The organism is Aestuariibaculum scopimerae (assembly GCF_059428085.1).
This window is the reverse complement of the sequence record NZ_CM182089.1, coordinates 1600888-1622737: the sequence shown is the minus strand read 5'-3', so window position 1 is coordinate 1622737 and position 21850 is coordinate 1600888. Positions and strand designations below refer to the sequence as shown.

Genomic DNA, 21850 nt, shown 5'->3' with positions numbered 1-21850 from the left:
TTATTTAAATTTTCGGTGCTCTTCTTTTATTTCTAAATCATTAATGCTTGCAAAACGTTTTGCCATAAGGCCATTATCATCAAATTCCCAAAGCTCATTCCCATAGGCTCTAAACCATTGGTCGTTTTCATTTTGAAATTCATACTCAAACCTTACGGCCATTCTATTTTCGCGAAATCCCCAAAGTTCTTTTTTTAAGGTGTAGTTTTTCTCCTTTTCCCATTTTTCGGTTAAGAATTGTATTATTTCTTCCCGGCCGTTAATAAATTGGGTTCTGTTTCGCCATTGGGAATCTACAGTATAGGCCTTCGAGACTTCTATGGGGTTTTTACTGTTCCAGGCATCTTCTGCTTTCTGTACTTTTTCAAGAGCAGTTTCCATTGTAAAGGGTGGAAGCGGATAGCGTTTTTCTTCTGGTTTCATCATCTAAAAAAATTTTAAGGCATTAACACCGCGAAAGGCTTTCAATTTACCTTTCACGATGTTTTACCTGTTACTTGTTTAAATACTTGGTGCCAAAGGAAAATCTACAGGTACCTTGGTTAGGTTATGCAGATAGTTCATGGCTGTTTTATCACTTATTTGAAGAATGACATCCACCAAATTTTCTTTGGTATACCCTTGTGCAAAAAAGTCCTCTACAGTTTCTGCAGCAGCATTGCCACGGTTTCTAGTTAGGTCTTCTGCCAGTTTTACTAAAGCATTTAGCTTGCTGTCATCACTCTTGCCTTTACGAATATCCAACAACTGTGAATCATTAAACCCATTCATTTTTCCAATAACTACATGCGCGCTTTGGCAGTAAATACAGTTATTTACTTGACTTACTATCAAGTTTACGGCCTCTTTTTCTTTGTTGCTTAAGGATGTTTTTGCATTTTGAAAATCTAAATATCTTTTAAGCCCGTTGTTAGAATAAGCAATTGTTGCATACAGATTTGGCACAAAGCCCAATGCTTTGTTTAAGTTTTCAAAAATCTCTTGATTAATGGTTCCGACTTCATTTTTGGTTGGTACGTTAAATGTTGTTTCTAGTAAATTTTCCATTTTTTTATTTTTAAATTATTTGTCTTTATTGACATGACAAAGGTGGGCAGAAACCACATGTATTAAAATGGATGAATTTCGTTAATGGATGGACAATTTTCTTGGAACGCATAAAACTGTACTCCCTTCTTGCATGCTATGATAAACTTTTATTCAGGGCTTAAACACGAACCCCTAAATATACAAATGGTATTTTTTATTCTAACTTTTCTTAAATCTCAATTATATAAGATGTTATCGCTTTTACTTTTGTGCCTTTAGCCCCACTAAATTCATAAAAGTCCGAAAACGCATATTGTTTTCCGTTCTGCATGTATATAGTCCCATTTGCCGCGCCCGCTTTTCCGTGGGTTAAAACTTGGTGGAGAACTAATTCCTTTATATCTCCCGCCTTCATTGCTTTCAATGCCTCAGCAAACTTTTCTTTTCCTTCAATTGTTTTGTCGGCAATTATATTCCAAACAATATGGTCTGTTACACACCCAACCAGAAAATCTACATCTCCCTTTACAAACGCTATATTAATGTCTTTTATAAAAACTCTTTTTGGTGCATTTCCACAATCTGTATTTACAGTGATTTTTGTCATTTTATTAGGGGTTTCGTTTCTATATTATCATTATAAAATTTTAAGGACTTAAACAATGGTTTTAGGGGTATTACCTGCTGGCTTTTTCCCAATAACATATAAATAATCTCCAAAGTCATTTTCATAAGATTTAATAATCTCCTTTATCTTCCCAGTGTTAATGTCTGTTCTTAATTTTAATAATCCTTGTTCTACTTCTGCTCGATTAGACAACGAAGAAAATGAAGAAATTCCATGTCTTATTTGTTCATCAAAATACAATTCAGGGTTATGTTTGCCACAATATAGAAATAGGTCCTGTAAATCAGGTTTTATAAAATATTTATCTATTTCTAAAAACGTTATTCCACTATCTTTCATAGCCGTTTTAACCGTTTCCAAATTTGGCATTTGAGTTATTGAATCTGATAACATTTTGGGGAAATAATGATTTAGCCAGTAACCCTTCATTTGTTTGGGTGTTGATGTAAAAATCACCATTCTTCCATTTGGTTTTAAGACCCTGTGGAGTTCAGAAAACCCAATCCCTAAATCTTTCCAATGGTGTATTGTTAAAGACGCCATTATCCCGTCTACGAAATTTTTTGGAATCCCCGTGTTTTCTGCCGATCCCATTTTCCAATAAATCCTATGGTTCTTAAGTCTTGCCTTTTCTAGCATGATTTTAGATGGATCGATCCCAATAACCTCAAATCCTTTTTTGTGAAGTTCATTGGTATAATTTCCTGTTCCGCATCCAATATCTAAATATTTACCATTTTTGGTAGGTTTTAAATGGTATAACAACTGTTCGGTTAAGTATTTATCTACTTTTCGGGTTACATTATAATCGGTTCCTATTTTATCATATTTTGCTTCCATTAGGATTTTTTAGCTTGGCTTTAGTGTTCAACATATTTTTATAAACTCTAATAAAAGGTTCGCCTTTTCTATATGATTTAATTTTATTTTTGTTTACCCAAATATAAGTAAATACTTATAAGTAACTGGTTTTAAATTGTTATCTAAAGCTCCAAGTAACTATAAAAAAGCGCCTTCAATTAAAAATCGAAGCCGCTATTATCTTAATCCCTTATTGGGTGTATGTTTTTATACGCGTGTCTACTGTCCTTTGTTATTCTCCATGATACATATTGGAAAACATCTCTGCCAATTTTGAAGGGGCTTCTTTCCAAGCATTAAACATTCCAAGTCCCATTTCATCAGGAATAATATCTAATTCTCCTACTTCTACTTTATCTAATATTATTGTTGCAATTCCGTCTGGTGCCGGCATATCCCATGCGCTTCCCTTGTTCATATCGGTGTCGATTGCTCCTGGGTTTACAGCGTGTACTGTTATGCCTTTTTTAGCCAATTCAATTCTTACCGAAAGTGTAGCTGAATACAAAGCTGTTTTTGAAGCAGAATATCCTGCTAAAGATGGTAAAGGCGAATAAGCTACAATAGAAACGATATTGATTATTTTTGACGGTGCATTTTTCTCTAAAATAGGTGCAAATGCCCGCATCATCTTCATAGTGCCATAATAGTTCACTTTCATATCGTGTTCCACAGCACTAATTTCTCCGTCCAAAACATTACCTTGACTTAAAACCCCTGCATTATTAATAAGTACTTCTACATCTGTTGTTTGTTCTGCAACTTTTAAAATTTGGGCATTATCCGTAATGTCTAATTCTAAAGTTATCACCCTTTTGTCTCCAAAATTTGGCATTTTGTTTAAATCTCTGGAAGTAGCATAAATTTTTCCTGCTCCTTTTTCCAATGACGCTTTAACCAGTGATTTTCCAATTCCTCTATTTGCTCCTGTAATTAAGATTACTTTGTTTTTCAATGTTTGCATAATTCATTTTTTTCGATTAATTATTATACAAACATACATGGGTCATTAGCCCTATAAAACCCAATACTTGCTATATTAAAATTCGATGGTTCTAAATGTTACATTTATTCTCGCACTTTTTACTTTCTTAGTTGGGGGTAAACAGTGTAACCAATTCGTTTGTGTTTTTCCTTTCATAACCAACAAACTCCCTTTTTCTAAACGAACAGAAACCTTTTGTTTTGTTTCCTTGTGTTTAAATAAAAATTTGCGCTCCGCTCCAAAACTTAATGAAGCTATTGCACCATTCTTTTTCAATTCCTTTTCACCATCACTATGCCAGGCCATACCTTCGTCCCCATTATGGTATAAATTAAGCAAACAAGCGTTAAATTTTTCGCCTATCTTATTTTCTACAATGTCTTTGAGTTCTAAAAGCGTTTTAGTCCATGGCAGCGCCAATTTAGTAGTATTCGAATAGGTATAATGAAATGGGTTATCTCCATACCAAGCTACTTTACGTTTGGTAATGATCAATTTTCCAAAAATGATAGCTTTGTCATTTTCCCATTGAATGTTCTGTAGCAATTGGTTAAAATAATATTGGGCTTTTTCTGTATTCATTACTGGGCCATAATACTTTGCTTCCCCATCAAAAGGTAAGATATTGGCATTTTTTGTAGCATTAAACAAGTCCATTCTTCTTAATTTTATAATCGGTCAGCAAATAATATCGTCAGATACAACCCTTGGTTTATTTGCTTGTTCAATGGTAAAGAAACCCATACCATTTTCTATTGCTATATCATACTATTTAAAAGTATTGATTTTTGATGCTTCCCAACCAATAATGGCCGCTTTTCGAGTTGTTCCCCACATATAGCCACCAAGTATTCCTGTAGATTGAATAACTCTGTGACAGGGAATTAAAAAAGCAATGGGATTATTCCCAATAGCCGTTCCAACTGCTCTTGATGCTTTCGGCTTTTGAATAATTTTTGCAATATTTCCGTAAGTTACCAAATTTCCCGTTGGAATTTTTAAAAGTGCTTCCCAAACTTTTAGCTGAAAATCTGTGCCTTTTAGGTGTAGTTTTATCTTATTGATTTTGCTCCAATCTTGTGTGTAAATTTGTAGAGCATTTTGTTGAATGGCATCTTTTTGTTGTATGAAACTCGCTTTAGGAAAACGTTTTTCCAATTCCGAAAAGGCTATTTGGTTATCGTCTAAAAAGCCCATATAACAAATGCCTTTGTGTGTAGAAGCAATTAAAATTCGTCCAAACAAACTTTCAGCAAAACTATAGTTTATAGTAAGGTTTTCCCCTTTGTTTTTATACTCCCCAGGGGTCATTCCCTCAATTTTCACAAACAAATCGTGCAATCTACCCGTTCCCGAAAGTCCTGTTCTGTATGCCGTTTCAAATAACGTAGATTGCGAATCATTCAAAATTTGCTTGGCATGTTGAACGCTTATGTATTGCAAGAATTTTTTAGGACTAACGCCTGCCCAATCGGTAAAAATTCTCTGGAAGTGAAATGGGCTTAAATGTACTTCTTTTGCAATTTCCTCAAGAGTTGGTTGCTTTGTGAAATTCTGTTGTATGTATTCAATAGCTTCTGCTATTCGGTTATAATTTATGTATTCTTGCTCGTTCATTAAACTCAAATTAACAGTAAAAGTAGAACCGATTTTACTTCTATAAAACCCAAAACTTGCTAAACTGTACAGCCATTTTTGTACGGCACGCGACTTGTTATATACTTATTAATCATATCGTTTATCCGTTCTTTATACTAGACCATTAAATAAGTTATTGTTTTATGAAGGTTCTTTGTTTTCAATATAAGAGCTGTTTAGCTTATAGCTTTTCATCCAAATCTTGCCTTCCAATAATTGCCATTATTTCCACTATATTTTCATTTACTTTAAAATAAATACTGTCAACACCACAAACACAACGTCTGTACCCTTTTTTTATATAATCGACAGACTCAAACGAAAAAGGTCTTTGTGCAATACTATCAAAATATTCAAAGAAGGCATCAAAATATTTGTCCGCTTGATCCATTCCAAATTTTTTGACTCCATAATGGTGAATCCGAATCAAGTCATTTTTAGCTTCATTGCTTAATCGGTATTTAGCCATTTAACAATGACTTTGATTTTGCTAAAATATCTTCTTTATTGTCATTTGTAAATCCGCTTACTTCAGCTTTCTCCAATTTAGCACGAATCCAGTCAATTTGAACTTGCTGTTTTCGAGCCTGCCTAATCAAGTCATTTACTAGTTCACTTTTACTTGAATACTCCATACTGTCTACTTGGCTTTTTAGCCATTCGTCATTGGGCTTTGTTAATGATATACTTTGTCTTGCCATAATTATATTGTTTGGTGTAAATATACACCAAAACCGCATCAAACTACAAATCATTGGCAATTAATTATATCCTTACAAAGTATAATCCATTATATTTTATTTTTTAGTCCCTAATAGATAAAGAATAACGCCTGGTCCAGATTTTACTTTGTTTATTTCCCAATCGTAGTTTTCTGTTCCCTTTAAACTTTCAACAAGTTTATTCATTTCTTTAACCGAATACGTTCTTAAAGAAGAAACCATGCCGTCCCATAAAACAACTAAGGGAACAACCGGAATTAAATACGTAAACATAATCCGTCCTAACTTAAACGGCCTTATAAATGGCGTTGTTAGTAAAACACTTATTGGCGAAAACAACATAGCCAAAATACTTGGTATGCTTCTTTCTTGGCCTTCAAATATGGCTATCGCGCTATTTGTATCAATAGCGTTTTGAAGTATTTGCTTAGCATCATGGGGTTTAAAATGGTGCAGGCACAAAAATTGGGTCCTCAATCCCTTTAATTCTAATGGTACATCCCTGGCATCGATAGGTTTGTCAATACACTCAAAATTATCCGATTTACTTTTTGTGAACTTAAAAGCTGAAATATTTGGATAAAAATCTGTTAGTGTAATCTTTAAATTTGGGATCTCTTTTTTTAATTCGGCGTTCAACCAAATAAGTCCGCCACCACCACCCGAACCAAGGTCTATTATTCGATTTGTTCCACTTTTTTCTAACCCCTTTTTAATAATAGGGATGATGGGCTTATACATTTTTGTTTTGTTGGATAGAAACTGTAAAAAATCGGTCATGTAGTTTCTTAAAAACTCTGGAAACCATTTTTGGTCTTCAAATTCAAATAGATGCACTCTTTCCATTTGGTTGTTCTGTATTTGGTAATTTATTTGTCTTTCATCTTAAAAACACATTCTAAATTACAGTCATTCTCCATAATATTTACCCAAATATAAGTAAATACTTGTCCCTAAGTTTAATAGTTTAAGATGTAAAACACCTATTTAGTAAAACTTCCTGGGTAGTTTCTGAACGAAAATATTTAGTCCGTAATCTATACTTAATAATATTGTTGCTATAAATAATTAAAACAAAATATTATGACTTTATTCGAAAACGCTCAAAAATTCTTTCACAATTGTGAATCGCTTGGTGGCTGGGAGGCCTGCAAGGACTTCGTAGCCGATAATGCCACATTTGGCGGACAATGCGAACCGCTAGTAGACTTAAAAACCGTTGAGGATTATGTAGGATGGATGGTTGGATTTGGAACCATAGCCCCTGGATGTCATTATGAGTTGCATGCTTCAAGTTTTGATGAAGCTACTAAAACAGCGCTGTTTTTTGCAACGTATACGGCAACACATACCGGAGAAGGCGGACCGGTTCCTCCAACAAATAAAACCACGAATGCACACTATGTTTATGCACTTAAAATGAATGATGATGGCAAAGTGGTTCGTATGACCAAAATTTGGAATGCGCCATGGACTTTACGCGAATTAGGTTGGATGGAATAAAAACCTTGTTTGTTATTCAATAAGATCAAAAAAGGAATCTATGTAGCCAATAAGTTCTTCACTCGATTTATAATGCAGGAGCAAGTTTAGGCCAAACATTAATCCCACTAACATTTCTACAAACTCGGGTATGTTAGCAATGTCTTTAATCCCTCCTGTTTTATATGTATGGTGAAGTGCCGCACTGTATGCGTTTCTCATGTTGGTAAGAAATTGGTCGTAAACAGGGGTTAGTATTGGTAGGTCCTGTTTTAGCTCTAAAGCAATGTTCATGAGCATACAGGTGCATGGATCTTCATTAAAATTTGAATTTGCCACTTCATGATAAACCTCCCTAATAGCTTCTACACCCTTGTCGCTATGTTCTATAAAATGAAATACAGGATCAATATTTTCAGATAAATAATTGTCTATGCTGTCCAGCAACAGTTGTTCTTTTCCCCATTGATTGTACAGGAAAGACTTGCTTATTCCCATCCCTTTCGCAAGTTCTTGATACGAAACAGCCCTATAGCCATTTTCCCAAAAAATGGGCACTGCTCTTTTTATAAGCAGTTCCTGGTTTACTTGTTTAGACATTTGGTAATTAAATTTAAATTACTTTGTATACGCTTTTCTGCTTCTTGCTGTGAAAAAATAACATACATCCCCATACTTATACAATATAATGTTGTAAGCTGTTGGGCCATTACCTTTAATTTGGCAATATTCAACCCAGATTTTTCATGGAGTAATTGTTCAAATTTGTCTTTTAACAGCCCTAAGTATGTATTAAAATATAACTGCATTTCATTCGTTTCCCTAAGCTCCATGGCCATAGAGGCAATATAGCACCCTATGGGGTGATTATTGTTTTTAGAGGGGTTAAAAAAACTTGAATAAAATGTGTATAACAATTCCTGTATAGATACCGATTGAGACAATAGTCCCCAATTAATATGTCGCTCTTCATATAGTTGTAAAGAAGCCAGTAATATCCCTTCTTTATTACCAAACTCCTGATAAAGTGAATATCTATTTACATTTGTTTGATCTACTATTTTTTGAATACCCGTTCCATTAAACCCCTCTTTCCAAAAGAGAACAATACACTTTTCTAAAACACTGTTTCTGCTAAATTCTTTAGGTCTCATATTTTAAAGTTTGTTCGCCTTTTCCCAACTTCCTTCATAGGTTGAGGTAGAGTTAAATGCAGCAGTCCATTGTTCGTGTGTTTCAATATTACCAATGCCCAGCATGGTATCATAAACCTTCTCGGCTGGTGCATTAATAGCTTTCTTAAATTGTAGTTTTTTCATGACTTATGTATGGATTTAACATTTTTTGTCTCTGCGGTATCATTGGCAATTTTACTTTTACAAGACATACTAACGTGCAACGACCTTTTTTTAGCACAACACCAGCAATTTTTATATATGGTACCTTTGGTTATTTTTTATTTAACTCAGTTATTATCTCAGACTTTAGCGATTCGAATCCCTCAATTGCAATGTTATACAGCTCAGATTTAGTTGTTAAAGTTTCCTGTTTAAACGTAATTATATTCCATATTTCAAGATTGTCATGTAAATCTTTGAAATCCGTTTTAGGACCTCCTTCAATTAAATTTGTTTTAAACTCTTTTAAGACAACCTCACTATAATTTATATTTTTATTAAAAAAAGGTTCTATTGTAGTTTGATATTGGTTGGTACTATGCTTATTTATATTTTCTATAAATTCTAATAAACCTGAAAAATATTTAAAGTTACTTTTAAGACTGTCATTTTTTATTTTGGATAAATAGCCCAGGTTAATAAATTCTTTTGTTATAGGAAATGAATAATTAGTTATATAGGTCGTTGCTGTAGCTCCTAGAAAGTTCTTTAACATATCTAAAGAATCTAAATTTTTAGAATTCAAAATTTTAAGAGCTTTGCTGTTCATGGCAATTAATGTGTCAATATCCTTTTTTTGTGAATTAGATTGAGTGATTCCGTCATCTAACTCTATAATTATACGCCTATAATAATTAGTAATCGTTTTGTTCTCAATCCGAATTGCATTCCAGTTGTTAACCTGTATCGCAATTAATATACCAATAACAACAAGAATGATTTCTCCAAATGCATAAAGAAGATATTTGTTGAATTTATTTTCAGTCAACAATTTTTGTCTAAATTTCCTAAAGAATTTTATCATCTGTTATGGTTGGTCATAATAAAGGCTAACTATTTAATAAATGTATTTTATTACGCTTACTGTCTATACATCCTCTCAAATATAAGTAAATGCTTGTAAATAAACTTATTTTAAACAATTAAAGCCTTGTGTAGTTGTACTTTGGGAAAACGGATACCATTTGTTAGATGTCGTTATTTTAGCCCAAATCAGTTGGTATTTTAGTTCCAGTCGCAATACTTTTTACAAATGGTGAAATCTCAAAATCAGAAGTATCATTATCAGTAGTCAAAGATTGCAAATAGGCTTCAACAATTCGAGATAAACTCATTTTTTTGCTGGAAGCATATTCCTTAGTTTTTTCAATAATCTTTTGATTGAGCTTTAAAGTTAACTTTGTGCTACATTTCTTGGGCATAAGATTGATAACAAATAAGAGCCAATAAAAACCCTATGGGTATTCTTTTCATACTTGGTTAGATTTTAATTAAGCACAATGGTCTTGTATAACCGTCAATTACGGGATTAAAGTAAATAATTTTAGGTTTAGCACTAACGTTAGCAATTCCAAGTGGATTGTGGTTATACCAAGTGGATTGTGGTTATACATTATTGGCAAACGTTTTTATTCTTTGTTAATCCAATCAATTACAAAGTCCATAAGTTGCATTGGGATGCTATGCCTTCCTTCAAACTTTTTATAAGTTACATCATAGCCATTTTCAAGTAATAGGTCACGTCCATTTTCCGCTAACCCTATAGGGACTAACTTGTCTTGTTCACCTTGAATTATCAGCGTCCTTACATCTTTCCCATCTTTAATGTTGTCATTTCCCAACCAATCTTTATCCACTACAGAACTAAAAATAATCATACCGTCAATTTTATCGTGATGATGGATACCTGTTAGATAGGTTATAATTCCACCTTGGGAGAAACCTGCAACATATATTTTGTTCACTCTATACTTATCTTTTAAATCACCTATAACTTGTCCCATTTGATTTTCCGTGGTCGTTCGCATGGCGGCTTTTTCCAAATCTGAAGCAGGCCTTTCAAGCATAATAAAGGATGAGATATCATAGAGAAACCACTCATAGACCAATTTTCCATTACCAAGAAGTACTGGGTAGGGAGCTTCGGGAGCTGCAAAAATAAAGCCTGCATCGGTATAGGGCTTACTCAATCCCAAATAACTTTCTGCCGTACTACCATAACCATGCAGTCCTATAATAAGCGTATGTTCTTTAGTCGAATCAAAGTTATCAGGAAGGGCAACTTTAGTAGGTGTATAAGCTTCTATTTTACTCCAAACAATTGAGTTGTTCTTAATAGAATCATTTTGAGCCTGCATCAAGTTAACAACCGATATAAATGATAGAAGTAATAAAAAAAACGATGGTTTTTGTTGTGTTATCATACGGCTATTATAATTCATTTTATTTTGGTTCAAATATTTGCAACGGTTCGTATAACCATCAGTTACGCATAAATATACTTAATATTCTTACACGTATAGCGGGGTTTTTATAAAAATTGAAACTGTTCTTTGCCACATGGGTATAAATTTCAGTGGTTTTCCCACATTACGTACAGCCCTCTTTGTTATACCTCGTTATTCTTTTATCCTATTATATTTTTTTAGCGTTTCAATTAGTAAATCGTGAGGAATGGCATACGCTTTATTTCCATTAATTCCTTCCATTGTTTCGGCAGCTACCATGGCATTTATTATCGCTTCTTCAACGGCTTGAACTGTCGCCTCAAAAACAGGCATAAGCAAATCATTAGACATGGTTTCAACAGTGGTCATCGCATCACGATTAAATGCTTTTTCGTTTGCTGTGGAAAATGCTAAAAATATATCTCCAGAACCATTACTTCCACGTCCGCCTACTATACCAACTCCTAAAGGAATTCTTTGGGCAATTCTTTTTAACTGATGCGGTAATAAAGGCACATCTGTTGCTACTATTACTATAATGGAGCCATCTCCCTCTTGTCTTCTTGATTTTGGTGGAGCTTTATAATCATAATTTAAGGTGTCTTTTAATTCAATTCCAACAGGAACACCTGCGATTGATAAATTCCTTTTTGCACCAAAATTGGATTGCACAATGGCTCCAACGGTATACGTTGCATCCTTTATTTTAAAAATCCTTGACGAGGTACCTGTACCGCCTTTAAAGCCCAAGCACATCATACCAGTCCCGCCACCAACATTGCCTTCGGCTATTTTTCCACTTGATGCATTTTCTATAGCTTCCAATACGTGTGCTTCTTTTACATGAAAGCCATAAATATCATTAAGAAATCCATCATAAGTTTCCGCTACTACTGGATACGTATACCACCAATCCTCTCCATTGTACCAATCGGTATCAACAAACCATTTCAGCACAGCCTGTCTTACTTCACCAACGCTATTTGTATTGGTTATCATAATTGGGGTTTCTAAAAAACCTGATTCGGTAACCCAGGTCGTACCCGTCATTTCCCCATTGCCATTAAGACTGTACCAATTGGCGTAAACAGGACTAAATTTACTGGCTTTTCCTCTTGGAAATATGGCAGTAACTCCCGTACGTATAGGCCCTTTACCAATACTGTTTTCTCCATTACCCGAAATTATGGTGCTATACCCAACCTCTACACCTTTAACATCTGTTATGGCATTGAATTTGCCCGTTTTACCAACAAATGGAACTCCTAAATCTCTTGCTCTTGGTTTTTGAGCATACGATTGATAACAAATAAGAGCCAATAAAAAAACTATGAGTATTCTTTTCATACTTGGTTGGATTTTAATTAAGCACAGCGGTTTGTACAAGGTAAGTTGTTTAGTTTAGCTAAATCTAGCAATTTTTTATATACGTTGCTGTGTAAGGTTATTTTTTTTAAGTAAATAAATGTTATCTGTTTCCTTTATTAAAAGTTCCTTTTTTGAAGGATTAAACTCGAAAAAATAACCAGAATCCAAATTCATAAAATAATTTTCATCTATATAATTAGTAATAAATTCAGTTCCTTGAGTTTCAACTACAAGATTGTTATCCACTTTTTTACATTCTACTTGAATACTCATTTTGTTTTCCTGGTAAAAATTTTATATTTAGATTAGTAACTATTTCAAGTAATTCTTTTTTTGATTTTAACTTGTATTTCCATTCGTTAAAATCCTTTGCTTCTGTATAGCTTGAAAGTCCACTACTATGTGACACTAAGTTTTGGATTGAAATTTTATTAGCATTAGGTATATTAGGAAAATAGGATTCAATGGTTTCCGTTAAAGTTAATTTGTTATCTTCTATTAGTTGGAATATTAATATTGATGTAAACATTTTTGTTACAGAACCAATTCTATATTTTGTGTTAAGTTCACTGGGTTCTTTTTTATTTAAAATTATTTCTCTGTACCCAATTCCTTTATGATATTTCAGCTTATTATCTTGGGTTATTGCAATTGTACCAAATGCCATATCATGCTCTGATAGGGAATTAAACAGCATATCAAGTTTTATATTAACAGATTCTTGGTTTTTCTGGCTATAAGAGGTAAGTATTAAGAAATTAATAAATAAAAAAGTAAGAATCTGTTTTTCCATTTAAGTGTTATTAAAAGTTCTTTTCCATTAAGACTTTATTTATTAAGTTTTGTTACAGAAACTGAAAATTGCATTAATGGTCTTGTTTTGTCTAACGTTACACAAGAATCAAACAGACCCATCATGTGTTAATCCATTGTTGACACTCGTTCATAAAAATAAACCCAATCAATGCCTTCTACCCGTTCGATGAGTTGATTCTTTTTTAATTCAAATGTGGCACTTAACTCGCCCTTATCGGTTGGTTGGTTATCCACAATTATTGAGATTACAAAAAAAGAAAAGAAAATCAATTTCTTATATCGTTTGTCCTCTTCCAAGAATATCTCTATGTGAACAACTATACTAAACTAAGGGCTACCGTACGAATCCCTCCCCTTAGGGGAAAGGTAGAAGAGTCTTTCCTAATATAGGTTACCTCAGCATAATTGTGTGCTATGGGGCCTTAACCAATGACACATCATCTACAAGGCAGTAGGCCCCTGCTTTTCCGTCTGCAAAAAAACCAATTTCAATTTCGTTTCCTTCTACTTTAATGCCTTCAATACGAATGGTTTTCCATGTTTCATGGGTATCCACTACTGGTACTTCATAGCTCTTATTACCAGATTTGGCATACATTTCCAAGGTATCAAAATGGCCGCTATTTTTAATCTTGGCCGTTAGCGTATAGGTGTCGTTTTTAAAGGTTACATAAGGTGAGGAGGCTATCTTTTGGTGTACTTGCCGTGTAAAGTCCACACGGTCGCTCATATTTAAACTTCTTTCGCCAATAACTACTTTACGTTCTTGTTCTGTATTGGCATGGTTCAATACCGGAGCAAGCGAATCGAGTGCAATCTCGGTACCTTTTATCACTGTTGTTTCCCATCCTAACAGCCTTGTTTGAACGGGTTTTTCAAAACTGGGTATTGCTTTTCTATCGGCTTCAAAACTGGCATTTTTTACCCAGTTATTGTCATCGGCCACTTCCCATGCGCCCGTTTTTTCATTTAGGTTCCATGAATTAAGCGAATTAAAATATGGGGTATAACCATCAAAGGACAAAGGACACCATTGGTTGTACCCTAATCCATTTCCTGCAAAATTGGCCCAGCGGTCACCACAAAAAATAACCGTTTCCTGTTCGCTTCCGCGAACGGTATAGAAAAAGCCTGTTTGCGAAATGTGTGCATAATCATCCACTGCACCTGGGAAAATCTGCATATCATTTTCAGGCAAATACGGCCCCCAGATATCATCGGCAACCAGATAGTAGGCATTGGAACCATCCCATCCATATAATTGAGATGCTGCCAAATAATATTTACCCTTGTATTTGAACATGCAATTCCCTTCGCGACCTGCTCCTTTAAAAACCTGCTTATAGTCCAACAGGGTAATGGTGTCATTCTTTACGCCAATTTCAGATAGGTATATTTTATGGCGCCCCTTACCGTAGCTATACACCAAGTATGATTTCCCGGTGTCTTGATCTGTAAACACGGTTTGGTCGCCGGTATTGGAAGTGCCAATCCAGCTTTCCATACTTTTTTCATGGCTTTTCTTAAAGGGCCCTAAAAAGGAATCGGAAGTCGCAAAAAGGACACGCGCATTATGTTGGATGATTAGGACATATTGGTTGGCCTCTTTTACATAAGCCACGCCCATGCGCCCAAGCCATCCCCAGCGACGCCCGGAATCTGCAAATATTTCATCGGGTGTTAAAACATGGCCTTCAAACTCCCAATGAACCAAATCGGTGGATGCGTAACATGTAACACCCTCAAAATTGTTTCTGGCTTGGGTAACCGATGGGTCTTCCCGATACATTTCGGCTTGCTTATAATGTACGCCATACCAGTAATATTTCTCTTTTCCCGTTTCTGGGTCTGTAAATTTAAATATCCCCCCGCCCTGACTATAAATGGGTTTGCCGTTTTTAGTATCCCAAAAGGTGTCGTTTTTAATGTTGTTAAACTGTGCCGTCGCTAAATTGCTGCCTATAATAAAGGTAAGGCCCCATAGTAACATGGCTTTTGTGGTAAGAAGGTTTTGAAGGGTTTTCATCTGTTTATTTTATTACTTTATAGGGCCTACCGATAGCTATGGGGAGGCACCCTAATAGTCAGATTTTGTATCTACATTAAATTACTTATACATACATATAAATATATAAAAACAATCTGTACTGCTACATATTGTAATGCTTTTTCTTAGTGCGGGTTAATTATCCCACACACACCTTCAACACCTTAAGGTGCCTACCTGCAACAACAAAAAGCCCTTTGTTACCAAAGGGCCTTCGTTTACACAGGTATTTAGGGTTATACAACGTAATTGTATAAGAATCGTGCGGTTTTGTGTTCAAGGATTTTTCTTCGGAAAATCAGAGTGACCAAATACGTACTAACCATTAGATTAAAGCATAAACTTACGCGTTATTTTTAGGATACGGTGTTGTGCTTTCGTTTTTTATATTCCTTGTCTGTAGACACAATTAAAACTACACTTCTGAATCTGCCAACTTTTTGGTATCTACAAATTGCTGAAAGGCAATGATTTTTCCTTCATCATTAAGTGCCCATAAGTGAGCGGCCTGTGCATTATAAGCCTTGCCAGTTGCTTTTACTTTGGCATCATATCGTAAAGTAGCTAAAACTTTGTTATCGTTCATGCCGTGAACTTTAACATTCTGTAATTGAAAGTGGTCATGGTTAGCTCCAAGACGGGCAAATACGCCTTCTAAAATTGCATCCGGACCAATATAAGGATTGCCATCCGCAAGCGAATTACTTTCGGCCTCATTCCATTCAATTTCAGGATGCATCAATCCTAGAACAGTTGGTATATCACCAGTTAAAAAAGCTTTGTACAAAGAGTCAATAATTTGAATGTTTTGTTCAGTTGTCATAATCTTGATTATTATTTAGTGCCTACTTTGGTCGGTTTTCAGCTTTCCCGGTTTTTATTTTTTAATTGAGTTTTTCATAATGAAGCACAACGATCTCGGCTATTAATTCGTTACGAGAAAAATCCTGTGGGGTTTTTGGTTTAGGTAACTAATATAGCGAAAAAGCAGGGATTTCCGTTTAGGAAATTCTGCCGCAATGGATTATAGCCAGTGTTACGGGCTATTAATCATCGACTTTTATCCTTTTTGATTTCCTCCTCAGTAAATCCTAAAAACTTTGCCGCATTATTATAAAATATATCTTCTTTTTGTTCCAATGTTAGAAAATCAGCTGAATTAACAGCCTCAATAGCATCATCAATAGTTTCTACCCAAATCATTTGATCTGTTCCAAACATAATCCTTTTGCCAAAGCCAGCATCCACTAATCCTTTTAAGAAATGGTGAAATTCTTTTCTAGGTAAAACCCAATCAATTACACCAAGTTCAACATATACTTGCGGGTGTGCATACATCAGTGCTTTCAAATCTTCAAGATATGGCCATGCAGCGTGCATGATATATATTTTAAGATTAGGCCTATTAAATAGTATTTCTTCAAACTGTAGCGGTTTACCTTGAAATGCCCTTGTTTTGGGATATGCAAAATATGCACCGCCAGGAGGACCTCCTGGAAATAAGTGATATCCAATTGGGATATCTAATTCTACCGCTAAATCAAAATATTTGGTTAAACTCTCATCTGTTGGCAATATGCCATCATAATTGGGAGCTACTTCACCAATTACTTTAAGTTTTCCACTCTTAAACCTTTCCCGAAGCGCATCGACGGAATAACGATGGCTATTCCCAATTATAATTTTTTCTGGAGCATAGTCAAACCAAAGTTCGCCGTTACTAACCATTGCCTTTACAACATTGTGTTCCTCATATTTAGCTAATGTTTCAATTCTTAATGAATCAACGGTGGAAGAAGCTTTATATGTTTTACCTGTTAAAGGATTTGTATAGTCTTTACCCCCAAAAAATATTTGGTCAAATGCATGACAATGCATATCTATAATAGGGCCAGAATAAGTTGGTAATTCTTTTTCCTTAACAGTAGTTTGAATCTTTTGATCATGCTTAATACAAGAAATGACTAGCAAAACTAAAAGCCCTGTTATTAATTTTTGTGTTTTCATAATTTATTAGGTTTTATTGTCCATAACGTTTATGTGTAAGGATAGTTGCGCGTTTTAAACACCTAATTTAGCAAATACAAACCGAATAGAAAATCCTCTCGGATTTTCGTAAGTAGACTAGAACCAAGCAATTATTTTTAGCATCGGTGTTGGCAAACGTTATTTATTCAATTTTGATACATATTTTTCATATTCACTTTCAATCAATAAACTTTTAACAGGTGTTGTATAAACATCTTTCCACGACTCTACCCCATTTTTTTTAACGTATTCTTCTATAATTCTATAACCAATAAAATAACCAATTTTACCAGGAGAACCTTTTATGAATGAATTTCTGTCTGCTGTCCCCAAGTTATCAAAATCACTACCGTTTGTTGAAAATAATATCGGTTTTGCTTTTTCAAAAATCCTTTTTTCGTGCTGCAAGCACCATTCATAATCCCCATCTTTATATGGTGTAAAGGCTTTTTTTATTGATAAATCTGAATGTTTTTTTGAAAAATAAGTCGCAAGACCTTCGTTAATGATGTCCCAGAGAACCGTTTTGCTATCAGGGTCATTACCATTAGTTAAGTCATAAATATTGTGGTTTAACTCGTGAGGAAATAGATACGAGAAGTATTCTTTATCTTTAGATAATTCAGGATAGGCCAAATTTAGTTGCATTGCATTCAAGTCGCAACCACGCATATCGCACATTTCTGGATAGCCAAAAAAATAGACGTACCAAGCACCAGTTGGTTTGTGTCCAGAGAGTTTGGTCACACTTTCATAATTTGCTTTAATAATCGAATCAAGGTTTATTTTTCTAACAAATTCCAGTCTCGATTTTATTAGACTATCATTAGTTAAATAATTCTTGTTCCACGAAATGAAGTCGGATTCTGGAAATGAAAAACAATTTTTAAAAATTGCTGGGTATGGTTTTAACAGGTCATTGATTATTTGGTTTGCTATTTTTGCGGAATCAATTTCTGTTTTTAGATTTTCATATGTTAGCACTTGGGTTTTATAGAGATTATAAACTTTAAAATCTCCAAAATCAAGAGTGTCTTTCATTTGGCTAACTTCTTTGCTAAAGACTAGTTGTTCATTATGTTGCTCCAATTTCTTTTTACAACTAACGGTGATTATTAAGAAAATCAAAATGGTCAAAGTCCATTTCATAAGGTTTTGTTTTTAATATGTTGTACAACGGTTTGGCTAAACTGCGTTTTAATGCAGTTTAGGTGTTGTTACCTGCTGCACAACTCGAATATAAGGAAGAAATTTCGTGTTTTAGTATATACAAAGCAAAAAACAATATCAAAAGAAACTGTTCAATAACTTTCAGTTAAGTGTTCGTGTTCCAGAGCACAATTTCTACCGCCGTTTAAAAAACACCTGTTAAAAATAACAAACGCCCTTAAAAAGAACGTTTCTGTATCATATCTTATGAAATTATGGGCTTGTGCAACAGCTACTACCGTTGTTGGCAATAGTTTTTATTTTGGTGTTTTAATTTAAAGCATAATGTTTCGGTTTAATACGTTTCAAGATATTAGTTTGGTATTATCCTTATAATCGTTTATTTCAAGGTATCTTTAACAAAGTATTATTTGTCTGTTGATATTAATCTATTCGTACTACTTCAGCGAATTCCTAAGGCTTTTTATTTTAAGTCTTTATTTTGATTAATGAAACCCTGGCGACCAACTTAATACCTGATTGCCAGTAAGTAACTAATAGTAATTTTAATCTTACGCCTTGCTCATGTCATTACTCTGCAATTCGTTTTAATTTAAAAATATATGACTTTTTTAAAAATGGGAGTAATTGGTACTTCAAAGAAGGAAGATGAAAGGCGAGTACCCATTCATCCAGAACATTTAAATAGACTTCCAGAACCTATTCGAAGACAACTTATTTTTGAAGAAGGTTATGGTAAACCTTTCAACATAAAAGACGAAGACATCAGTGCCTTAACTGGAGGGGTTGCTTCAAGAAATGAAATTTTAGCAGGCTTAGGTTGTGCTATAATTGCCAAACCTATTTTATCAGATTTTAAAGAACTAAAAGAAGGTGGTATTATTTGGGGTTATCCGCATTGTGCTCAAAATACCCAAGTTACACAAACAGCTATAGATAAAAAATTAACCTTAATTGCTTTTGAAGATATGTATGTGTGGACTCCTAGCGGACAAATGGGAAGACATACATTTTATAAAAACAATGAAATGGCTGGATATAGTGCAGTTATACACGCCTTGCAATTAAAGGGAATAGATGGTCATTATGGAAATCAGCGTAAGGCCATTATATTTAGTTTCGGTGCTGCAAGTAGAGGTGCTATTTACGCCTTAAAAGCGCATGGTTTTAGAGATATTACTATATGTATCCAAAGGCCAGATCATGAAGTAAGAGAAGAAGTCTTAAATGTACACTATGTTAGAGTTAGAAAAGGAAACGAAAACGAACCACGACTAATGGTTGTTGAACATGATGGGTCACAAAGCCCCTTATTAGATTTAATTAATGAATCTGAAATAATAATTAATGGTACCTATCAGGATACAGACAATCCAATTGATTATGTCATAGAAGAAGAAAAATCGATGCTTAAACCAGGTTCACTTATTATTGATGTGAGTTGCGATGAAGGTATGGGTTTTTATTTCGCAAAACCTACCACTTTTAAAAACCCAATAATTGCTATAGATACTATTGATTACTACGCGGTAGATCATACACCAAGTTATTTTTGGGAAAGTGCTTCAAGATCTATTTCTGCAGCATTAATGGTACATGTACCATCTGTTATATCTGGTCGCGAGAGTTGGAACGAAAATAAGACCATAAAAAATGCTATAAATGTTGATAAGGGTAAGATTGTAAAAGAACATATTCTACGATTCCAGAATCGTAACAAGAATTATCCACATAATGTAAAGGAATAATGAAACGATGTGTTTGGAAAAGAATTGTTGCGAATTTTAGGTTCTAAGATTATTGCCAACGATAAATTGTATGAGTAGTGGCAGATTTCGTGGTACTTCCCTGTTAAACCACTACGCAGTTTGAGTTGTCTACAAGCCTAGACATCTGGCACTTTACCAGCCATTACTTATATAAAATGTTAGGCAACGGTTTTCATTTTTTATTCCATAGTTCATTTCCTAAATAGAGGCGTTTGGTCAGTAAATCTTCATAAATTTTATTGGCATTATCTCCATTCAAGAAAATTAAATATCCATTCTTAGATTTAGGAAACCAAATGGCTAATGTGCTTACACCAGGATCTTTTCCTGTATGAAGTAAAGCAAATTCATCATCGCTGAAATCAGTTAAAATCTCCCATCCCAATCCAAAGAAATCATTTTCTTTTAATTTTACTTGGTGCTTCACCATTTCTTGATAAAGATTTTCTGATAAACTTGCCCCATTAATTACATAAGCTAAAAACTTTCCATAATCTTCAACTGTGGTTAAAAGGTTTGCTGCTGCATTTGCTTCAAAATATTTTTCGGTTTCTATTTTTTCGCCTTTTTCATTAAAGTTTTGAGCATATCTAGACTCATCCATTGTTGAATCCCACCAAAAACGAGTGTCTGTCATTCCAATAGGTTTAAAAAGGAATTCCGAGGCAAGTTCTTCGATACTCTTACCAAGCTTGTTTTCGATTGCTTTTCTCAAGTATTCAAAACCTTCTCCTGAATATTGATATTTTGTTCCGGGATCAAACTGAAATGTCAGTTTATTGGATGCTGTCATATAACGCCAATTTGCAAAGCCTGTTTGGTGCATTAAAACAAGTTTGGGTGTTAACTTCTTATTTCTTTTATCATTTTTAATATCTGGGTCAATCCAGTATTTATATAAAGGTTCATCTAATCCCAATAGCCCTTTGTCAATAAGTTTTAATGTGGTCAAGGCAACAATTGGTTTAGTTAAAGAGGCTACCTTAAAGATGGTATTATAGGGAGCTGTTGTTTGTTTATCGAGTGTTCCGTAAACTTCAACTTTGGTCAATTTTCCGTTTTCAATTATTCCAATTCCCAATGCAGGAACGTTGTTATCTTTTAATAACACTTCAGTATCATTTCTTGGATTTTCAACAACGGGGTCGTTATGGTCATAACTTAAAACGTTACTCATTACCCAAATGTCTTCTTTTTTAATCCATACAGTTGTAAATTTTGCTGTACTGGTCCATACATCTTCTTTGGTATTTTCCTTTAAATAGAAATGATGGACACCTTTCTGTATGGCACCATAAAGTTTTCCGTTGTTGTACAGAGGAAATACTTCCAAACTATTTGTATCTACTTTACGGATTGGCTTTTGTTCTGAATTAGAACAGATGTATTTTTGGGTATTCTCAAAGAAGGCATTTCTATCTTGGTATCCGCTTTGGTCGTGGTAAAATTTTAAATCTTCGGCGATGTGGCTTTCTAAATAATCCAAATCACATTGGTTAAACCCACGTTCAAAGAAAATACTGTCTTGCTTTTTGAGTTCGATAAATAAGTCTGAGTTCTTGTCTATTTGTGCTTTGACACTAATGATTGATAAAGAGAGTAAAATTACGCTAAAGAACATTTGTTTTTTTGTCATGCTAATATTTTTTGCAAAAGTGCGATTCCTAATGATTTTCATCATG

The 21850-nt window shown here is 34.2% G+C and carries 27 protein-coding genes; 2 read left to right on the top strand and 25 right to left on the bottom strand.

Annotated features, from left to right (window positions below; genetic code table 11):
- The 10 genes from AC5SR4_RS07095 to AC5SR4_RS07050 all read right to left on the bottom strand — a co-directional run bounded on the left by AC5SR4_RS07095 (nucleotide 1) and on the right by AC5SR4_RS07050 (nucleotide 6709).
- Nucleotides 1–426, bottom strand: a complete 426-nt coding sequence (locus tag AC5SR4_RS07095) for a DUF1348 family protein (RefSeq protein WP_495358842.1) — start codon at nucleotides 424–426, stop codon at nucleotides 1–3.
- A 75-nt stretch (nucleotides 427–501) separates the two neighbouring features.
- Nucleotides 502–1047, bottom strand: a complete 546-nt coding sequence (locus tag AC5SR4_RS07090; protein ID WP_495358841.1) for a carboxymuconolactone decarboxylase family protein — start codon at nucleotides 1045–1047, stop codon at nucleotides 502–504.
- A gap of 211 nt (nucleotides 1048–1258) precedes the next feature.
- Nucleotides 1259–1636, bottom strand: a complete 378-nt coding sequence (locus AC5SR4_RS07085) for a nuclear transport factor 2 family protein (protein ID WP_495358840.1) — start codon at nucleotides 1634–1636, stop codon at nucleotides 1259–1261.
- 48 nt (nucleotides 1637–1684) lie between these two features.
- Nucleotides 1685–2497, bottom strand: coding sequence for a class I SAM-dependent methyltransferase (locus tag AC5SR4_RS07080; protein ID WP_495358839.1), 813 nt, complete (start codon nucleotides 2495–2497; stop codon nucleotides 1685–1687).
- 253 nt (nucleotides 2498–2750) lie between these two features.
- Nucleotides 2751–3482: an SDR family oxidoreductase gene (locus AC5SR4_RS07075; protein ID WP_495358838.1), complete on the bottom strand. Its 732-nt coding sequence runs from the start codon at nucleotides 3480–3482 to the stop codon at nucleotides 2751–2753.
- Between the two features lie 75 nt (nucleotides 3483–3557).
- Nucleotides 3558–4160 (bottom strand): alpha-ketoglutarate-dependent dioxygenase AlkB family protein, encoded by a 603-nt coding sequence (locus tag AC5SR4_RS07070; RefSeq protein WP_495358837.1) that lies wholly within the window; start codon nucleotides 4158–4160, stop codon nucleotides 3558–3560.
- A gap of 111 nt (nucleotides 4161–4271) precedes the next feature.
- Nucleotides 4272–5120 (bottom strand): methylated-DNA--[protein]-cysteine S-methyltransferase, encoded by an 849-nt coding sequence (locus tag AC5SR4_RS07065; protein WP_495358836.1) that lies wholly within the window; start codon nucleotides 5118–5120, stop codon nucleotides 4272–4274.
- A gap of 202 nt (nucleotides 5121–5322) precedes the next feature.
- Nucleotides 5323–5610, bottom strand: a complete 288-nt coding sequence (locus tag AC5SR4_RS07060) for a type II toxin-antitoxin system RelE/ParE family toxin (RefSeq protein WP_495358835.1) — start codon at nucleotides 5608–5610, stop codon at nucleotides 5323–5325.
- Entirely contained in the window at nucleotides 5603–5842 is a 240-nt protein-coding gene (locus AC5SR4_RS07055; protein ID WP_495358834.1) for a ribbon-helix-helix domain-containing protein, read from the bottom strand. The genes AC5SR4_RS07060 and AC5SR4_RS07055 overlap by 8 nt, the downstream gene beginning before the upstream one ends.
- Before the next feature lie 96 nt (nucleotides 5843–5938).
- The gene (locus AC5SR4_RS07050) at nucleotides 5939–6709 is read right to left on the bottom strand and encodes a hypothetical protein (RefSeq protein WP_495358833.1); all 771 of its coding nucleotides are present in this window, start codon (nucleotides 6707–6709) and stop codon (nucleotides 5939–5941) included.
- Between the two features lie 237 nt (nucleotides 6710–6946).
- Between AC5SR4_RS07050 and AC5SR4_RS07045 the strand changes: the two genes are divergently transcribed.
- The gene (locus AC5SR4_RS07045) at nucleotides 6947–7366 is read left to right on the top strand and encodes a nuclear transport factor 2 family protein (protein WP_495358832.1); all 420 of its coding nucleotides are present in this window, start codon (nucleotides 6947–6949) and stop codon (nucleotides 7364–7366) included.
- A gap of 12 nt (nucleotides 7367–7378) precedes the next feature.
- Here AC5SR4_RS07045 and AC5SR4_RS07040 read toward each other — a convergent pair whose 3' ends face one another.
- From AC5SR4_RS07040 to AC5SR4_RS06975, 14 genes are all read right to left on the bottom strand, one after another.
- A complete protein-coding gene (locus AC5SR4_RS07040) occupies nucleotides 7379–7945 on the bottom strand; it encodes a TetR/AcrR family transcriptional regulator (RefSeq protein ID WP_495358831.1) in 567 nt (188 codons plus the stop codon).
- Entirely contained in the window at nucleotides 7930–8499 is a 570-nt protein-coding gene (locus AC5SR4_RS07035) for a TetR/AcrR family transcriptional regulator (RefSeq protein WP_495358830.1), read from the bottom strand. The genes AC5SR4_RS07040 and AC5SR4_RS07035 overlap by 16 nt, the downstream gene beginning before the upstream one ends.
- 3 nt (nucleotides 8500–8502) lie before the next feature.
- Entirely contained in the window at nucleotides 8503–8664 is a 162-nt protein-coding gene (locus AC5SR4_RS07030) for a hypothetical protein (RefSeq protein ID WP_495358829.1), read from the bottom strand.
- A 130-nt stretch (nucleotides 8665–8794) separates the two neighbouring features.
- Nucleotides 8795–9547 carry a hypothetical protein gene (locus AC5SR4_RS07025; RefSeq protein WP_495358828.1) on the bottom strand — a complete coding sequence of 251 codons (753 nt, stop codon included), beginning with the start codon at nucleotides 9545–9547 and terminating at the stop codon, nucleotides 8795–8797.
- A 178-nt stretch (nucleotides 9548–9725) separates the two neighbouring features.
- Complete coding sequence (locus AC5SR4_RS07020) at nucleotides 9726–9944, bottom strand: DUF6364 family protein (RefSeq protein ID WP_495358827.1); 219 nt, start codon at nucleotides 9942–9944, stop codon at nucleotides 9726–9728.
- A gap of 207 nt (nucleotides 9945–10151) precedes the next feature.
- Nucleotides 10152–10880, bottom strand: coding sequence for an alpha/beta hydrolase (locus AC5SR4_RS07015; protein WP_495358826.1), 729 nt, complete (start codon nucleotides 10878–10880; stop codon nucleotides 10152–10154).
- 261 nt (nucleotides 10881–11141) lie between these two features.
- Nucleotides 11142–12317 (bottom strand): DmpA family aminopeptidase, encoded by a 1176-nt coding sequence (locus tag AC5SR4_RS07010; RefSeq protein ID WP_495358825.1) that lies wholly within the window; start codon nucleotides 12315–12317, stop codon nucleotides 11142–11144.
- A gap of 75 nt (nucleotides 12318–12392) precedes the next feature.
- Complete coding sequence (locus AC5SR4_RS07005) at nucleotides 12393–12611, bottom strand: hypothetical protein (protein ID WP_495358824.1); 219 nt, start codon at nucleotides 12609–12611, stop codon at nucleotides 12393–12395.
- Nucleotides 12589–13131, bottom strand: a complete 543-nt coding sequence (locus AC5SR4_RS07000) for a serine hydrolase domain-containing protein (RefSeq protein WP_495358823.1) — start codon at nucleotides 13129–13131, stop codon at nucleotides 12589–12591. Before AC5SR4_RS07000 ends, AC5SR4_RS07005 begins: the two co-directional genes overlap by 23 nt.
- A gap of 128 nt (nucleotides 13132–13259) precedes the next feature.
- On the bottom strand, nucleotides 13260–13388 hold the full coding sequence (locus tag AC5SR4_RS06995; protein WP_495358822.1) for a hypothetical protein: 129 nt from the start codon (nucleotides 13386–13388) through the stop codon (nucleotides 13260–13262).
- A 178-nt stretch (nucleotides 13389–13566) separates the two neighbouring features.
- Complete coding sequence (locus AC5SR4_RS06990) at nucleotides 13567–15180, bottom strand: family 43 glycosylhydrolase (protein WP_495358821.1); 1614 nt, start codon at nucleotides 15178–15180, stop codon at nucleotides 13567–13569.
- 436 nt (nucleotides 15181–15616) lie between these two features.
- Nucleotides 15617–16024 (bottom strand): nuclear transport factor 2 family protein, encoded by a 408-nt coding sequence (locus AC5SR4_RS06985; RefSeq protein WP_495358820.1) that lies wholly within the window; start codon nucleotides 16022–16024, stop codon nucleotides 15617–15619.
- Nucleotides 16025–16251: 227 nt separating this feature from the next.
- Nucleotides 16252–17208 (bottom strand): amidohydrolase family protein, encoded by a 957-nt coding sequence (locus AC5SR4_RS06980; protein WP_495358819.1) that lies wholly within the window; start codon nucleotides 17206–17208, stop codon nucleotides 16252–16254.
- 159 nt (nucleotides 17209–17367) lie between these two features.
- A complete protein-coding gene (locus AC5SR4_RS06975; protein ID WP_495358818.1) occupies nucleotides 17368–18378 on the bottom strand; it encodes a gliding motility protein GldB-related protein in 1011 nt (336 codons plus the stop codon).
- 623 nt (nucleotides 18379–19001) lie between these two features.
- Between AC5SR4_RS06975 and AC5SR4_RS06970 the strand changes: the two genes are divergently transcribed.
- Complete coding sequence (locus AC5SR4_RS06970) at nucleotides 19002–20147, top strand: N(5)-(carboxyethyl)ornithine synthase (RefSeq protein WP_495358817.1); 1146 nt, start codon at nucleotides 19002–19004, stop codon at nucleotides 20145–20147.
- A gap of 193 nt (nucleotides 20148–20340) precedes the next feature.
- On the opposite strand, the gene AC5SR4_RS06965 is transcribed toward AC5SR4_RS06970, so the two are convergent.
- Nucleotides 20341–21804 (bottom strand): serine hydrolase domain-containing protein, encoded by a 1464-nt coding sequence (locus AC5SR4_RS06965; protein ID WP_495358816.1) that lies wholly within the window; start codon nucleotides 21802–21804, stop codon nucleotides 20341–20343.
- Nucleotides 21805–21850: the final 46 nt, after the last annotated feature.

Coding starts and splice junctions, on each gene's coding strand:
- AC5SR4_RS07075 (WP_495358838.1), bottom strand. CDS start 3,482: ATGCAAACATTGAAAAACAAAGTAATCTTAATTACAGGAGCAAATAGA.
- AC5SR4_RS07010 (WP_495358825.1), bottom strand. CDS start 12,317: ATGAAAAGAATACTCATAGTTTTTTTATTGGCTCTTATTTGTTATCAA.
- AC5SR4_RS07065 (WP_495358836.1), bottom strand. CDS start 5,120: ATGAACGAGCAAGAATACATAAATTATAACCGAATAGCAGAAGCTATT.
- AC5SR4_RS07050 (WP_495358833.1), bottom strand. CDS start 6,709: ATGGAAAGAGTGCATCTATTTGAATTTGAAGACCAAAAATGGTTTCCA.
- AC5SR4_RS06980 (WP_495358819.1), bottom strand. CDS start 17,208: ATGAAAACACAAAAATTAATAACAGGGCTTTTAGTTTTGCTAGTCATT.
- AC5SR4_RS07060 (WP_495358835.1), bottom strand. CDS start 5,610: ATGGCTAAATACCGATTAAGCAATGAAGCTAAAAATGACTTGATTCGG.
- AC5SR4_RS07045 (WP_495358832.1), top strand. CDS start 6,947: ATGACTTTATTCGAAAACGCTCAAAAATTCTTTCACAATTGTGAATCG.
- AC5SR4_RS07090 (WP_495358841.1), bottom strand. CDS start 1,047: ATGGAAAATTTACTAGAAACAACATTTAACGTACCAACCAAAAATGAA.
- AC5SR4_RS07035 (WP_495358830.1), bottom strand. CDS start 8,499: ATGAGACCTAAAGAATTTAGCAGAAACAGTGTTTTAGAAAAGTGTATT.
- AC5SR4_RS06985 (WP_495358820.1), bottom strand. CDS start 16,024: ATGACAACTGAACAAAACATTCAAATTATTGACTCTTTGTACAAAGCT.
- AC5SR4_RS07085 (WP_495358840.1), bottom strand. CDS start 1,636: ATGACAAAAATCACTGTAAATACAGATTGTGGAAATGCACCAAAAAGA.
- AC5SR4_RS06975 (WP_495358818.1), bottom strand. CDS start 18,378: ATGAAATGGACTTTGACCATTTTGATTTTCTTAATAATCACCGTTAGT.
- AC5SR4_RS06965 (WP_495358816.1), bottom strand. CDS start 21,804: ATGACAAAAAAACAAATGTTCTTTAGCGTAATTTTACTCTCTTTATCA.
- AC5SR4_RS06970 (WP_495358817.1), top strand. CDS start 19,002: ATGACTTTTTTAAAAATGGGAGTAATTGGTACTTCAAAGAAGGAAGAT.
- AC5SR4_RS07030 (WP_495358829.1), bottom strand. CDS start 8,664: ATGAAAAAACTACAATTTAAGAAAGCTATTAATGCACCAGCCGAGAAG.
- AC5SR4_RS07025 (WP_495358828.1), bottom strand. CDS start 9,547: ATGATAAAATTCTTTAGGAAATTTAGACAAAAATTGTTGACTGAAAAT.
- AC5SR4_RS07070 (WP_495358837.1), bottom strand. CDS start 4,160: ATGGACTTGTTTAATGCTACAAAAAATGCCAATATCTTACCTTTTGAT.
- AC5SR4_RS07095 (WP_495358842.1), bottom strand. CDS start 426: ATGATGAAACCAGAAGAAAAACGCTATCCGCTTCCACCCTTTACAATG.
- AC5SR4_RS07055 (WP_495358834.1), bottom strand. CDS start 5,842: ATGGCAAGACAAAGTATATCATTAACAAAGCCCAATGACGAATGGCTA.
- AC5SR4_RS07040 (WP_495358831.1), bottom strand. CDS start 7,945: ATGTCTAAACAAGTAAACCAGGAACTGCTTATAAAAAGAGCAGTGCCC.
- AC5SR4_RS07020 (WP_495358827.1), bottom strand. CDS start 9,944: ATGCCCAAGAAATGTAGCACAAAGTTAACTTTAAAGCTCAATCAAAAG.
- AC5SR4_RS07080 (WP_495358839.1), bottom strand. CDS start 2,497: ATGGAAGCAAAATATGATAAAATAGGAACCGATTATAATGTAACCCGA.
- AC5SR4_RS07005 (WP_495358824.1), bottom strand. CDS start 12,611: ATGAGTATTCAAGTAGAATGTAAAAAAGTGGATAACAATCTTGTAGTT.
- AC5SR4_RS07015 (WP_495358826.1), bottom strand. CDS start 10,880: ATGCAGGCTCAAAATGATTCTATTAAGAACAACTCAATTGTTTGGAGT.
- AC5SR4_RS06990 (WP_495358821.1), bottom strand. CDS start 15,180: ATGAAAACCCTTCAAAACCTTCTTACCACAAAAGCCATGTTACTATGG.
- AC5SR4_RS07000 (WP_495358823.1), bottom strand. CDS start 13,131: ATGGAAAAACAGATTCTTACTTTTTTATTTATTAATTTCTTAATACTT.